Source organism: Glycomyces rhizosphaerae, from assembly GCF_042647865.1.
Classification (GTDB): Bacteria; Actinomycetota; Actinomycetes; order Mycobacteriales; family Micromonosporaceae; genus Glycomyces; species Glycomyces rhizosphaerae.
The window spans coordinates 249,534-262,986 of sequence record NZ_JBHRWO010000006.1; the positions used below are offsets into that span (position 1 = coordinate 249,534).

Genomic DNA, 13,453 nt, shown 5'->3' on the forward strand with positions numbered 1-13,453 from the left:
TCTCTCCTCTCGCGCCTCCTGGTCACAGGGTTTCGGCGCCCTCTTCCCGGTACTTGACGCCTTCCATGCCTTCGATGGTCCGCAGCTCGGCCGTCAGGTCCGCGACGGTGCCGCGGCCGGAGAGGACGAAGGCCGTCGTGCGTTCGAATCCGTCGCCGTCCCCGTCGTCGACTTCGGTGACCTTGAAGCCCAGGTCGGTGCACTTGGCCAGCGCGGTGGTCAGCGCGGACGAGGCCGTGTAGCGCAGTTCGAGTCGGCCGGTGTGCTTCGCGTGGCGGGCGATGATCTCTTCGACCGGGGCCAGCCCGGCCACGACGCCGAGCTGCGCGACGGCGACCGCGACGCCCGCCCAGTACAGGCCCGCACCGCAGGCGACCGCGATGGCGGTGGTCGACCAGATCGAGGCGGCCGTGGTCATGCCGTGGACGATGTTCCGGTGGAAGAAGATGACGCCCGCGCCGAGGAAGCCGATACCGGTCACGACCTGCGCCGCGATGCGGGCGGGGTCCACGCCGGGGGTGCCGGCGATGATCTCGGGGAAGCCGTAGCGCCCGGCCAGGACGAACAGGCAGGCGCCTACGGCGATGAGGCCGTGCGTGCGCATGCCGGCGGGTTTGCCCTGCCATTCGCGCTCGGCGCCGACGGCGAGGCCGAGGAGCAGCGCGAGTCCGAGCGGGCCCAGATACGTCCAGATTTCCATAGTGCCGATCGGGATACCCGATTCGGCCGCCGCGGAATCCCCTGTCAGGCCAGGAGGTCGGTTTCCCATCCGTGTTCGCCCTGTCCAGGGCCGCGTTCGCCCTTGACGAGGCGGTAGTGCTCGGCGCCGAGCGCCTCGTCGCCGAGCTTGTCGCCGAGGAGGTCGAGCCAGTCGCCGGGGGCGATCTGGGTGGCGTAGGCGGCCATGGCCTCGCGCTTGGCGGCGGTGTCGCCGATGACGCAGGCGTCGATCTGGTCGTCGGGGACGCCGAAGGGGAGGTCGTCGACTGACGCGGCGTCGGCGAAGGGGTTGTCGGTGGCGCCGGTGAAGGCGTCGAACTGGGCTTCGATGATGCTGCGGGGCATGGTGGTCCAGTAGATCTTGCGGATCTCGTGGGCCGGGCCGAGGTCGGGGCGCCATTCGGGGTCGGCGGCCGATTCGGCGGCGCGCATGGCGACCCGGTGGGCCTGGATGTGGTCGGGGTGGCCGTAGAAGCCGTCGGGGTCGTAGGTGACGAGGACTTCGGGCGCGCGGTCGCGGATGACCGCGACGAGATCGACGGCCGCTTCGTCGACGTCGGCGCCCCAGAACGCGCGCGGGTGCTCGTTCGAGGGCAGGCCCATCATGCCGGAGTCGCGGTAGCGGGCGACGCCGCCGAGGAAGTGGGTGTCGGTGGCGCCGAGCGCGGCGGTGGCCTGGCGGTACTCCCAGTAGCGGTAGCCGCCGAGCTGGTCGGCCTGGTCGGCGGCGAGTCCGGCGAGGTGCGGGACGCGGACCTCGCCCTCTTCGCCGAGGGTGCAGGTGACGATGGTGACGTGCGCGTCGGGCCGGGCGGCGTAGTGGGCGACCGTGGCGCCGGTGCCGACGGTCTCGTCGTCGGGGTGGGCGTGGACGAAGAGGATGCCGCGTGCGCTCATGGATCCAAGATTAGCGACGCGGCTTCGAAACAATCACCACTCGCGCCCCTTCAGGCCATTTGCGACCGTCGAGAGAACCTTAGCAATCTACAGTCCCATCAAGAAGAATGCTCGCGATTGTGATGCACCCCATGGTTCTTGGAAGCTTCATTGGGGCTATCCTGCGCTGACGGGCCCTGCCCGTCTCATGGAATATCCGCGCAGCGCAATGGCTCGCACGCATCGCCAAGTAGGGACGCTTGATGACCACCACCGACGACACATCTGTCGCTTCACCACCACGCGCGGCGATAAGCGCGCGGAACCTCCGGATCGACAACTGGAGGAAGGGGCCGATCCTCACGGTCGTCGGCATCACCGCCTGGGTCGCGTACGCGACCTTCCGGGTGTTCTACCAAGGCGACTACTGGGTGGCGGACTACCACTACCTGACGCCGTTCTACTCCCCGTGCGTCTCGGAGGGCTGCGTCCCCGAGTCCGCCCACTTCGGACGGTTCCTGCCGGACCACCCGCTCCTCCCCTACGCGGCCCTGAGCCTGCCGTTCCTGCTGGCGTTCCGGCTCACCTGCTACTACTACCGCAAGGCCTACTACCGGTCGTTCTGGCTCTCCCCGCCCGCGTGCGCCGTCCCCGACGGGCACCCGCGCTACACCGGCGAGACCCGCTTCCCGCTCATCGGACAGAACCTCCACCGGTACTTCTTCTACCTGGCCGCCGTGATCTCGCTGATCAACACGTATGACGCCATTCTGGCGTTCCACTCCCCCGACGGCTTCGGCTTCGGCCTGGGGAACCTGGTCCTGGTCGCCAACGTGGTCCTGCTGTGGTGCTACACGCTCGGCTGCCACTCCTGCCGCCACGTCATGGGCGGGCGGCTCAAGCACTTCTCCAAGCACCCGATCCGCTATCGCCTGTGGACGATGTCCAGCGCGCTGAACACGCGCCACATGATGTGGGCCTGGATCACCCTGGCGTCGCTGGCGCTCACCGACGCCTACGTCATGGCGGTCGCGGCAGGCTGGATCACCGACCTTCGCTTCGTTGGATAGCACGGCATTGGATAGAGGGCGACAAGTATGAGCGACAACGACATCAACGACGTCGAGCACCTGGCCTGCGACGTCCTCGTCATCGGCGCGGGCGGAGCCGGTCTCCGGGCCGCCGTCGAGGCGCGCCTGGCCGGAAAGAGCGTCATCGTCATCTCGAAGTCCCTGTTCGGCAAGGCGCACACCGTCATGGCCGAGGGCGGCGCGGCCGCCGCCATGGGCAACGTGAACTCGAACGACAACTGGCAGGTCCACTTCCGCGACACGATGCGCGGCGGCAAGTTCCTCAACAACTACCGGATGGCCGAAATCCACGCCCAGGAGGCGCCGGACCGGATCTGGGAACTCGAAACCTATGGGGCCCTGTTCGACCGGACCGCCGACGGCAAGATCAGCCAGCGGAACTTCGGCGGCCACGAGTACCCGCGCCTCGCGCACGTCGGCGACCGCACCGGGCTCGAGCTGATCCGCACCCTCCAGCAGAAGCTCGTCTCGCTCCAGCAGGACGACGAGGCGGCGGGTGAGAGCGAGGACAAGCTCCAGGTCATCGACGAAACGACGATCACCGAGCTGTTCACCGACGGCGGCGCCGTCAAGGGCGCCTTCGGTTATCGGCGGAGCACCGGGCGGTTCATCGCGATCGCGGCGCCCGCGATCGTGCTCGCCACCGGCGGCATCGGGCGCTCGTTCAAGGTCACCTCGAATTCGTGGGAGTACACCGGCGACGGCCACGCGCTCGCGATGCGGGCCGGGGCGAAGCTCATCAACATGGAGTTCATCCAGTTCCACCCGACCGGGATGGTCTGGCCCCCTTCGGTTCGCGGCATCCTCGTGACCGAGTCGGTGCGCGGCGACGGCGGGATCCTGAAGAACTCCGAGGGCAAGCGGTTCATGTTCGACTACATCCCCGAGGTGTTCAAGGCGCAGTACGCCGACAACCCCGAGGAGGCCGACCGCTGGTACACCGACCCCGACACCAACCGCAGGCCCCCGGAGCTGCTGCCGCGCGACGAGGTCGCGCGCGCGATCAACTCGGAGGTCAAGGCGGGCAGGGGCACCGAGCACGGCGGGGTGTACCTCGACATCGCGTCCCGGCGGGACGCCGAGACGATCCGCAAGAAGCTCCCGTCGATGTACCACCAGTTCAAGGAACTGGCCGATGTGGACATCACGGCCGAGCCGATGGAGGTGGGCCCGACCTGCCACTACATCATGGGCGGCATCGAGGTCGACGCCGACACGACCGCTTCGGCGGTCGCGGGCCTGTTCGCGGCCGGTGAGGTCTCGGGCGGCATGCACGGCTCGAACCGGCTCGGCGGGAACTCGCTCTCGGACCTTCTGGTGTTCGGCAAGCGCGCGGGCGAGTACGCCGCCGAGCACGCCTCGGCCTCGGAGCCGCCGAAGCTGACGGACGCGGAGATCGCGGCGGCGGCCGAGGAGGCCTTGCGGCCCTTCGGGAACGACGGCGAGAACCCGTACGCGCTGCAGAACGCGATGCAGGCGATCAACGGCCGCCTCGTGGGCATCATCCGCAAGGCGGGCGAGCTCGAAGAAGCCCTGACCGAGCTGGCGACCCTCAAGGAGCGCATCGCGAACGTCAGCGCGGGCGGCGGCCGAGCCTACAACCCCGGCTGGCACCTGGCGCTGGACCTGCGGAACATGTACGTCTGCTCGGTCGCGACCGCGATGGCCGCGCTGGAGCGGGACGAGTCCCGCGGCGGGCACACCCGCGAAGACGCGCCGGGCATGAACCCGGAGTGGCGCAAGGTGAACCTGGTGGCCTCATTGGACGGTGAGGACGTGCGTCTGACGCGCCAGGCGGTCCCGACCATGACGCCCGGACTGCTGGGCCTGTTCGAGACCACGGAACTCTCCAAGTACATGACCCCCGAGGAGTACCAGTCCTCGTCGACAGAACAGGAGGAGGGCCGATGAACGAGCGGACCTTCCGGGTATGGCGGGGCGACGCCGACGGCGGCGACTTCGCCGAGTTCGACGTCGAGGTGAACGAGGGCGAGGTGATCCTCGACGTGGTGCACCGCATCCAGGCCGAGCAGGCGCCGGACCTGGCCGTGCGGTGGAACTGCAAGGCCGGCAAGTGCGGTTCGTGCTCGGCCGAGGTGAACGGCATGCCGCGGCTGATGTGCATGACCCGCATGAACCTCTTCGCCGATGACGAGCCGGTGACGATCACGCCCCTGCGGACCTTCCCCGTCGTGCGCGACCTCGTCACCGACGTGTCCTTCAACTACCAGAAGGCGCGGAGCATGCCGGCGTTCGCGCCGCCGGAGGACCTGAAGCCCGGCGAGTACCGGATGCAGCAGGTCGACGTGGAGCGCAGCCAGGAGTTCAGGAAGTGCATCGAGTGCTTCCTGTGCCAGAACACCTGCCACGTGGTGCGCGACCACGAGGAGAACAAGCCGCCGTTCTCGGGCCCGCGCCTGTTCATCCGGGCCGCCGAGCTCGACATGCACCCGCTCGACGCACGCGACGACCGCCGCGAGGAGGCCCAGGACGACCAGGGCCTCGGCCTGTGCAACATCACGAAGTGCTGCACCGAGGTCTGCCCCGAGCACATCAAGATCACCGACAACGCGATCATCCCGATGAAGGAACGCGTCGCCGGCGACCGCTACGACCCGCTGGTGTGGTTGGGCCGCAAGATCTTCCGCAAGGACAGGACGGCCTAGGCGGAAGACTGTCGCACCCCCGAGTCAGGGTTGTTGTCGGGGGCGCTGTGAATGTCCGTTTTGAAGGCTAGCGCCGCGAAACGCCGAGTTCGCGTTTGAAGGGCGGCCGTCGCATTGCGACGGCCGCCCTTCAAACGTGTGGTGCTGCTACTCGCCCGCCGCCTGGACCAGGTCGATCTCGACGTCGATGTTGCCGCGGGTCGCGTTCGAGTACGGGCAGTACTCGTGGGCCTTGGCCACGAGGCCTTCCGCGATGTCGCGGGGAGCGCCGGGGATGGAGACCTCGAGGACCGCGTTCAGGCCGAAGCCGTCGCCGCCGTCGAGCTTGCCGATGCCGACACTGGCCTCGACGCTCGAAGCGCCGAGGTCGACCTTCGCCGCGCGGGCGATGGACTGGAGCGCGGAGTGGAAACAGGCCGCGTAACCGGCGGCGAACAGCAGCTCCGGGTTGGGGGCGCCGCCGGGGCCGCCGAGCTCGGGCGGCATCCGGACGTCGAAGTCGATGAGGCCGTCGCCGCCCGCGACGTGGCCGTTGCGGCCGTCGCCGGTCGAGACTGCGTGGGCAGTGTAAAGCGCCTTCATGGTGTCTCCTTCTTGGTTGGGATGGCCGCTATTCCGCGGCGTGGTGTTCACGGAGGGATGCGGTGAATTCGTTGAGCTTGTCGCGCAGGGCGTACAGCTCTTCGTGGGGCATGTCGGTGGACGAGCCGACGGTCTTGGCGATCTCGCAGCCCTCGCGCTCGAGCGTCGCGCCGGCCTCGGTGAGGTGCACGGTGACGACGCGTTCATCGCCCGATTCGCGGCGGCGCTCGACGAACCCGGCGGCCTCGAGTCGCTTGAGGAGCGGTGAGACGGTGCCCGAGTCGAGCTGGAGGGCGTCGCCGAGCGCACTCACCGTGAGACCGTCGTTCTCCCACAGCGCCATGAGGACCAGGTACTGCGGGTACGTGATCCCGAGCCGGTCGAGCATCGGCCGGTACAGGCCGATGACCGCCCGCGAGGCGGTGTACAGCGCGAAGCAGGCCTGCTCCCGGAGTCGTGGTGTCTCGTCCATGCCCATGAACATAGCGCACAACTAAGTTGTGCACAACCTATTTGTGAGCCGCAAGTCAATGCGGCCCGGGGTGCGCTGCGGAGGTCAGCCCTCGCCGAAGCGGGTCTGCCTCGCGATCTCCCTCAGCGCGCCTTCGGGGTCGGCGACCACCGCGGGCGGGAAGTTCCCTCCCATGAGGAGCCCGGCGAAACCGTGGACGAGCGACCACGCGCCCAGCGCTCCCGCGTTGAACGCCGGCGCCTTCCCGTCCGGGCCCGGCTTCGGCTCACCCGACCCGCGGACGAGCGCGGCGTTCGAACGCGCTTCGGCGCGTTGCAGATCGGGGTCGTCCTCATGGAGCAGTTCGGGTCGGAACATGGTCTCGAAATACGCCTTGTTGTCGATGGCGAAGCGCACGTATGCGACACCGACCTCGACGAAGTCGCCGGTCGCCTCCCACGCCCTGTCCAGTGCGTCCGCGAAGCGGTCGTAGCCCTGGGCCGCGACGGCGGTCAAGAGCCCGGCCTTGTCGCCGAAGTGGTGAGCCGGGGCGGCGTGCGAGACGCCGGCCTTCTTGGCGACGGCGCGCAGGCTCAGGGCGCTCGGCCCCGATTCGGCGATGGCCTCGACGGCGGCATCGATGAGGGCCCGGCGCAGGTCGCCGTGGTGGTAGCGATCGGTCACGAGAGCCACTGTAGCGCGGATCTTGACAGTGTCAAACACCACTGGCGTCAATTTCTCGAATAACTTGACACTGTCAAGACCGGTGCGTACCTTGGACCTCAGAGCCACACACGATTGGATGCCCCTGATGTTCGAGTCCACTTTCGCACTGAGCGACGCGTCCCGCAGCATTGCCGGAATCGTCCTGCTCACCATCGTCACCATCGAATTCGGCGGCACCTTCCTGGTCAAGGTCACCAGCGGCAAGGTGCCCCTCACCGAGTTCCAGAAGTCGTTCTCACGGGCCGGGCACGGCCACGCGGGCGTCCTGGTCATCCTCAGCCTCATCGGCCTCGTCCTCGCCGACGCGACGGCCCTCACCGGGTTCTGGGGCTGGATCGCCCGCGCCGGAGTGCCACTGGCCGCAATCCTCATGTCCGGCGGGTTCTTCGCCGCCATGGCAGGCCAGGGCCGCACCGAACCCAACAAGGCCATCGCGATCCTGTACCTCGGCGCCGCGAGCCTCGCGCTCGGCGTCGTGACCCTCGGGATCGGGCTGCTGGCAGCCTGAACGGATGCGTACACGAATTCCGAGTGATTCTCACGATAAACCCGGAGTTCGGTCTCCTCCAGAGCGGTCCGTGTTTGACTACAGGTCGGTGATCGCATGACGTGACCGAAAGGGGCGGAAATGGATCACATGCTCAGCTCGGCCCGCTCAGGCCTCAGCTTCCTCATCGCGGTGATGCTTGGAGTGGTACTCCTGGCCGCATGTGGTACAGAAGGTGACGGCAGCGACAGCGCCACCGCCCGCGAAGACCCGACCAGCGCCGAGGAAACGACTCCCGAGGAGGAGACGACCAGCGCTGAGGAGACGACCAGCGCCGAGGAAACGACCAGCGCCGAGGAGACGACTCCCGAGGAGGAGACGACCAGCGCCGAGGAGACGACCAGCGCCGAGGAAACGACCAGCGCCGAGGAGACGACTCCCGAGGAGGAGACGACCAGCGCTGAGGAGACCACCACCGAGGAAGAGACGACCTCGGCCGAAGAGACCACCACCGAGGAAGAGGCGACCTCGGCCGAAGAGACCACCACCAGCGAAGTCGAGGGCAGCGGCGAAGACCTCAGCTACACCTTCACTGGTTCAGGAACCATGACAACGGAAACCACTCAGCTCAAGGGCGACTACCTGGTGACCTACAGCGTTACCGGCAATGCCTTGCTCGACATCGAAACCAACTTCATCGCGGACCTCTCCAACAAGAACGACGCGCTGGACTGGCACGTGATCGTGAACGAGATCGGCACCGAAGTCGAGGGCTCCACCTACGTCTATGGGCTCGACGGCGATTACTACATGGACGTCATCGCAGAAGGCGACTGGTCAATCGAGTTCACGCAGCAGTAGCCGCACAGCAGCGGCCTGAGGCCACCGCCTCACCGCCGCGCTTGGGCGGGCCCGCAAGGGCCCGCCTAGACTTGGGCCTCGTGAAACTCAGCATCGGTATCGTCGGCCTGCCCAACGTCGGCAAGAGCACGCTGTTCAACGCGCTGACCCGCTCGGAGATCCTCGCGGCGAACTACCCGTTCGCGACCATCGAGCCGAACGTCGGCGTGGTCGCCGTCCCCGACGCCCGGCTCCCGAAGCTGGCCGAGATCTACGGCTCGGAGAGGATCCTCCCCGCGACCGTGACCTTCGTCGACATCGCGGGCCTGGTCAAGGGCGCCTCCGAAGGCGCGGGCAAGGGCAACAAGTTCCTGTCCAACATCCGCGAATGCTCGGCCATCGCGCAGGTCGTGCGGGTCTTCGAAGACGGCAACGTCACCCACGTCGACGGCCGCGTCTCGCCGATCGACGACATCGAGACCATCAACACCGAGCTGATCCTGGCGGACCTCCAGACCATCGAGAACGTCCTCCCGCGCCTCGAGAAGGAAGCGCGCATGGACAAGACCAAGGCCCCGAAGGTGGCCGCGGTCAAGCAGGCCCAGGAGGTCCTCGACGGCGGCAAGACCGTGTTCGCCGCCGGCCTCGACACCGAACACCTCTACGACCTGCACCTGCTGACGGCCAAGCCGTTCATCTACGTGTTCAACGTCGACGAGGGCCAGGTCGGCGACGAAGCGCTCGCCGCCAAGCTGCGCGACCTGGTCGCGCCGGCCGACGCGGTGCTCCTGGACGCCAAGTTCGAGTCCGAGCTGGTCGACCTGGAGCCCGACGAGGCCCGCGAGATGCTGGAGTCCACCGGCCAGAGCGAGCCCGGCCTGGACCGCCTCGCGAGCGTCGGCTTCCACACGCTCGGCCTCCAGACCTACCTGACGGCCGGGCCGAAAGAGACCCGGGCGTGGACGATCCCGCAGGGCGCGACCGCGCCCGAGGCGGCCGGCGAGATCCACACCGACTTCCAGCGCGGCTTCATCAAAGCCGAGATCGTCTCCTTCGACGACCTCATGGAGGCCCGGACCATGCAGGCGGCCAAGGCCGCCGGGAAGGTCCGCATGGAGGGCAAGGACTACGTCATGGCCGACGGCGACGTGGTGGAGTTCCGCTTCAACGTGTAACCAGGCCCTTCCCGGCGGTTCCCGAGCGTGCATTCGGGCGCGATCTCGGGTTGGATCGCACGTATGAGCATTCACTCGTTCCATCTCGCGCGGATGCCGCTGCGCGACGCGGCCGGTGCGCTGCTGCGCCCGCCTTCGGCACCGGGGCTGCGCCACCTCGAAGTGCTCGCGGGCATGCGGCTGGGCGCACCGGTGGTGTCCCCCGATCGCATGCAGATTCGGCGTCTCGCCGTGTTCGCCGAGTGGGCCGACGAAGCGTCCCTCGAGGCGTTCCTCGCTGAGCACCGCTTCGGCCGCGGGCTCGGCGCGGGATGGCATGTGCGGTTGGCGTTCCAGCGCCGCTGGGGCGAGGTGGGGGCGCTGGCCCACCTTCCTGTGGAGGCCGAGCGTTCGGTGCCCGATGCGCCCGTGGTCGCGGTGACGCTGGCCCGGATGCGGCTGCCCGAGCTGCCGCGGTTCCTGCACTGGGGCAGGCCCGTCGAACGCCAGGTGCGCGACCACCCCGAGACGACGCTGGCGCTGGCGGCGATGCGGCCGCCGCGCACGATCGTGACGTTCTCGGTCTGGAAGAGCGCACGCGCGATGACGGGCATGGTCTTCGGGCGCGACGAGGGCGATGCCGCACGCCGCCACAGCAAGGCGATGGCGGAGCGGGAACGGCGGGACTTCCACCGCGAGTTCACGACGATGCGCTTCCGCCCGCTGTCCGAGCACGGCACCTGGGAAGGCCGGTCCGACTTCATCCCTTGGACCGAGTGAACGAGCGCCCGGCTCCGGCCGGGTTTAAACACGGCATTCCCTGAGCACTAAGAGGTCTGACGCCGCAGCGCGCGGCGCCGACTCGGAGGTGGACGATGCAGCGTGAGCCAAGGCAGCGCGAAGTCACGGTCGTGACCGGCGGCGGGCAGGGCATCGGGAGAGCGATCATCGAGCGGCTGCTCGATGAGGACCGGGCGGTCGTCGTCGTGGAACTGCGCGACGAGGCGCTCGCATGGCTGGACGCGCCGATCGGCGAGAGCCGGGCCTGGGTGATCGTGGGCGACGCGGGCGACGACGCCGTCGCCGCCCGGGCCGTCACCGCGGCCGAATCCCTCGGGGTGCTGACCGGCTGGGTCAACAACGCCGCGGTGTTCCGCGACGCCTGGCTCCATGAGGCGGGTGGCGCGGCGGTAGCGGAGCTGATCCGACTCAACCTCCAGCCGTGCCTTGCGGGGGCGGCCGCCGCTGTCGCAGCGTTCCGCGCCCAGGGCATCGCCGGGAGCATCGTCAACCTCTCCTCCCACCAGGCGCAGCGGGCGGTGCGCGGGGCACTCCCCTACGCCACTGCGAAGGCCGCGATCGAGGGCCTCACGCGGGCGCTCGCGGTCGACTACGGACCCTGGGGCGTGCGCGTGAACGCGCTGGCCCTGGGGTCGGTCGCGACCGAGCGGCTCAGGGCACTGGAGGACGCCGGCGCGGCGGCGTACGCACGCGTCGAGCAGTCGATGCGGGACCTGCATCCGCTCGGGCGGGCGGGCGAGGCGGGCGAGGTCGCCGACGCGGTCGCGTTCCTGCTCTCGGAGCGGGCGTCGTTCATCAGCGGTGCGGTGATTCCGGTGGACGGGGCGCGGTCCGCGCAAGGCCCCGATCCGGAGGCCATCGCGTCCGCGTGACAGGCGCCTTTCCCCGGGCACGGCTTCGGCGGACCGCCGGGGGGTGGGGTCCCTGGCGATCCGCCGTGTTCGTTCGTGTCATTCGCCCCGTCGGAGCCAGCGGAAGCGGCTCTTGGAGAGGTTCGCGTCCTCTTGGGCGGTCAGTTCGCCGGCGATGGTGATGTAGGCGGTTTCGACGCGGCCGGCGAAGGTCACGTCGGTGAGGCTGAATCCGCCCTCGCGGGCGAGCACGATGAGCGTCGCCTCGTCGGTGCGCGACACGTCCGGCATGACGCCGAGCGTGTCAGCGAAGATCTTGATGTGTTCGGCGAGCTCCGCGTGCTGGGAATCGTCGAGCGGCAGCGACCGCGAGAGGCGGCCGTCGTCCGCTACCCAACCATTGAGCTCCCTCAGTGCGTCCAGCAGCACGTTGTCGTCTTGCTCCGTTCTCCCCATGGCACCATCGCCATTCGTCGTCGCCTCTTTCAAGACCGCCGCGCCCGGCAAAACGGTGCCCTGCCTGAGCAGGGCTGCGAACGATCAGTAAGGTTTGGTCTGATTCGGCTTCTCCGGACACGGGGGCGTTCGTGTCTGAATTGTCGCCGGATCTTTATCGTTTCTGAACCGAGTCTTGCGCGTCTCCCAGTTTCTGTCCAGGGCGGCAAATGGGATTAATCGGGAATATCGGATTTAGCGGGACAGTTCTTGTCTGGTTCTATGCTGGTGGACACGATTCCTGACCGTAGGGTCTACGCCGCATCATCCGAACGTATGAGCAACAGGTTGCTCACTAGTGATCACAGCTCGTGATCTGCCGCGCGAAGGATAACGAAACGCCCTCGAACCGGCAACGGTGGCGAGCCCGAGACGGGCCGACCCGCCGATAAACTCTTGCGGTGAACGAACCCCGCCCTGAGCCGAAGATCGTCGTCGGCGCCGCGATCCGCGCCGGGCACCGCATCCTCGCCGCGGCCCGCGCCTACCCGCCCGAACTCGCCGGGCTCTGGGAGTTCCCCGGCGGCAAGGTCGAACCCGATGAGACCGAGGCCGAAGCGCTGTGCCGCGAATGCCGCGAGGAACTCGGCGTCGAGATCGCGGTCGGCGAACGCGTCGGCGGCGACCTCGCCACCGGCGGCGGCAGGTACCTGCTGCGGGTCTACTTCGCGGAACTGCTCGGCGGCGAGCCGCACGCGAAGGAGCACGCGGAGCTGCGCTGGCTCGCCCCCGACGAACTCGACTCGGTGCCGTGGCTCCCTGGCAACCGCCCCGCGGTCGAGACGCTTCGCGATCTGCTGCGCGCCTAGAAGAAGGTGTGGACGGCGTCGACCACGAGCCCGGTGGCATCGTCGACGACGGGTATGAGCCGCCACTTGTCGAAGCTCGTGCACGGATGGGACAGGCCGAGCCGTACGACGTCACCGACCTCCAGGTCTTCCAGTGCGCCGGTGAGGAAGAGGTGCTGATCGCTGATCTGCGGACACCGCGCTTCCCCGAGACCCGCTCGCGGGACTCCTGGAGGACTGTCGGCCCCCAAGGGGATCGGGAGGTCCTGGTCGAACGGGAAGTCGCGCCGGCCGCCGTCGAGGATCGCCAGCCCGGGCTCGGGGCGGGACAGCACGCGGGCGCGGGCCTCAAGGGCCGCAACCAGTTCGGGTCCGTCGCCGCCGCGGGCGGCGGGGGTCATCCGGGCGTAGAAACCGTGGTCGTGGATGAGGTACGAGCCCGAGCGCAGGAGCACCTCGGCCTCCCCGGCGAGCGGACCGAGGACCGCCGCGACCCGGTCGAAGTAGGCGCTGCCGCCCGCGGTGATCACCGGCCGGTCGGTCTCGAAGTCCAAGGCGGCGAACAGGGTCGCGAGGTCGCCGAGGTAGTCGTCGACGGCGGCCAGATCGGCCGCGTCGGTCCCGGCGGCCACCGCGCCCTCGTATCCGGCCACGCCCGCAAGACGCAGATTCGGGGCGGCGGCGACACGGGCGGCGACCGCGAGCGCCGCCTCGATGCCGCGCGCTCCGGCCCGGCCGCCGTCGCTGCCGAGCTCGACGTATACGTCGAGAGTCGTAGTCGCGGCGGCCGAAAGCATGACTATCGTCGCCTCAGAATCGGAAAAAAGTCCGATGTGGGCGCCCTCTTCGGCCCATAGGTTCCCTTATGTTTGTCAAGCCGCGAGCGTGTGGGCTTGCCGTTGGTGTGCGTCGTTTTGGAGGGTGC

16 protein-coding genes are annotated in these 13,453 nt (G+C 68.5%); 9 read left to right on the plus strand and 7 right to left on the minus strand.

Annotated features, from left to right (window positions below):
- Positions 1-22: 22 nt before the first annotated feature.
- Complete coding sequence (locus tag ACFO8M_RS06780) at positions 23-700, minus strand: MgtC/SapB family protein (RefSeq protein WP_387972321.1); 678 nt, start codon at positions 698-700, stop codon at positions 23-25.
- Positions 701-744: 44 nt separating this feature from the next.
- Complete coding sequence (gene mshB / locus ACFO8M_RS06785; protein ID WP_387972323.1) at positions 745-1,617, minus strand: N-acetyl-1-D-myo-inositol-2-amino-2-deoxy-alpha-D-glucopyranoside deacetylase; 873 nt, start codon at positions 1,615-1,617, stop codon at positions 745-747.
- Positions 1,618-1,859: 242 nt separating this feature from the next.
- Between mshB and ACFO8M_RS06790 the strand changes: the two genes are divergently transcribed.
- Genes ACFO8M_RS06790 through ACFO8M_RS06800 form a run of 3 tightly spaced genes read left to right on the plus strand, consistent with a single transcriptional unit; the run spans position 1,860 to position 5,353 of the window.
- Positions 1,860-2,666 carry a hypothetical protein gene (locus tag ACFO8M_RS06790; RefSeq protein ID WP_387972325.1) on the plus strand — a complete coding sequence of 269 codons (807 nt, stop codon included), beginning with the start codon at positions 1,860-1,862 and terminating at the stop codon, positions 2,664-2,666.
- A gap of 27 nt (positions 2,667-2,693) precedes the next feature.
- Positions 2,694-4,598 (plus strand): fumarate reductase/succinate dehydrogenase flavoprotein subunit, encoded by a 1,905-nt coding sequence (locus ACFO8M_RS06795; protein WP_387972328.1) that lies wholly within the window; start codon positions 2,694-2,696, stop codon positions 4,596-4,598.
- On the plus strand, positions 4,595-5,353 hold the full coding sequence (locus ACFO8M_RS06800; RefSeq protein ID WP_387972331.1) for a succinate dehydrogenase/fumarate reductase iron-sulfur subunit: 759 nt from the start codon (positions 4,595-4,597) through the stop codon (positions 5,351-5,353). The genes ACFO8M_RS06795 and ACFO8M_RS06800 overlap by 4 nt, the downstream gene beginning before the upstream one ends.
- A 147-nt stretch (positions 5,354-5,500) precedes the next feature.
- Here the strand turns inward: ACFO8M_RS06800 and ACFO8M_RS06805 are convergent, their stop codons facing one another.
- From ACFO8M_RS06805 to ACFO8M_RS06815, 3 genes are all read right to left on the minus strand, one after another.
- Positions 5,501-5,935, minus strand: coding sequence for an organic hydroperoxide resistance protein (locus ACFO8M_RS06805; RefSeq protein ID WP_387972334.1), 435 nt, complete (start codon positions 5,933-5,935; stop codon positions 5,501-5,503).
- 28 nt (positions 5,936-5,963) lie between these two features.
- A complete protein-coding gene (locus tag ACFO8M_RS06810) occupies positions 5,964-6,407 on the minus strand; it encodes a MarR family winged helix-turn-helix transcriptional regulator (RefSeq protein ID WP_387972337.1) in 444 nt (147 codons plus the stop codon).
- Between the two features lie 84 nt (positions 6,408-6,491).
- A complete protein-coding gene (locus ACFO8M_RS06815; RefSeq protein ID WP_387972340.1) occupies positions 6,492-7,070 on the minus strand; it encodes a TetR/AcrR family transcriptional regulator in 579 nt (192 codons plus the stop codon).
- A gap of 127 nt (positions 7,071-7,197) precedes the next feature.
- Here ACFO8M_RS06815 and ACFO8M_RS06820 point away from each other — a divergent pair, with 127 nt between their 5' ends.
- From ACFO8M_RS06820 to ACFO8M_RS06840, 5 genes are all read left to right on the plus strand, one after another.
- Positions 7,198-7,620 carry a hypothetical protein gene (locus tag ACFO8M_RS06820; protein ID WP_387972342.1) on the plus strand — a complete coding sequence of 141 codons (423 nt, stop codon included), beginning with the start codon at positions 7,198-7,200 and terminating at the stop codon, positions 7,618-7,620.
- A gap of 120 nt (positions 7,621-7,740) precedes the next feature.
- Positions 7,741-8,460, plus strand: a complete 720-nt coding sequence (locus tag ACFO8M_RS06825; RefSeq protein ID WP_387972345.1) for a hypothetical protein — start codon at positions 7,741-7,743, stop codon at positions 8,458-8,460.
- Between the two features lie 80 nt (positions 8,461-8,540).
- On the plus strand, positions 8,541-9,614 hold the full coding sequence (ychF, locus tag ACFO8M_RS06830) for a redox-regulated ATPase YchF (RefSeq protein WP_387972348.1): 1,074 nt from the start codon (positions 8,541-8,543) through the stop codon (positions 9,612-9,614).
- Positions 9,615-9,677: 63 nt separating this feature from the next.
- Positions 9,678-10,373 (plus strand): hypothetical protein, encoded by a 696-nt coding sequence (locus tag ACFO8M_RS06835; RefSeq protein ID WP_387972351.1) that lies wholly within the window; start codon positions 9,678-9,680, stop codon positions 10,371-10,373.
- 95 nt (positions 10,374-10,468) lie between these two features.
- Positions 10,469-11,266 carry an SDR family NAD(P)-dependent oxidoreductase gene (locus ACFO8M_RS06840; RefSeq protein ID WP_387972354.1) on the plus strand — a complete coding sequence of 266 codons (798 nt, stop codon included), beginning with the start codon at positions 10,469-10,471 and terminating at the stop codon, positions 11,264-11,266.
- A gap of 78 nt (positions 11,267-11,344) precedes the next feature.
- Here ACFO8M_RS06840 and ACFO8M_RS06845 read toward each other — a convergent pair whose 3' ends face one another.
- Positions 11,345-11,701: a pterin dehydratase gene (locus tag ACFO8M_RS06845; RefSeq protein ID WP_387972357.1), complete on the minus strand. Its 357-nt coding sequence runs from the start codon at positions 11,699-11,701 to the stop codon at positions 11,345-11,347.
- Positions 11,702-12,141: 440 nt separating this feature from the next.
- On the opposite strand from ACFO8M_RS06845, the gene ACFO8M_RS06850 reads away from it, so the two are divergent.
- Positions 12,142-12,549, plus strand: a complete 408-nt coding sequence (locus tag ACFO8M_RS06850) for a (deoxy)nucleoside triphosphate pyrophosphohydrolase (protein WP_387972359.1) — start codon at positions 12,142-12,144, stop codon at positions 12,547-12,549.
- On the opposite strand, the gene ACFO8M_RS06855 is transcribed toward ACFO8M_RS06850, so the two are convergent.
- Entirely contained in the window at positions 12,546-13,325 is a 780-nt protein-coding gene (locus tag ACFO8M_RS06855) for a hypothetical protein (RefSeq protein ID WP_387972361.1), read from the minus strand. The genes ACFO8M_RS06850 and ACFO8M_RS06855 overlap by 4 nt on opposite strands.
- Positions 13,326-13,453: the final 128 nt, after the last annotated feature.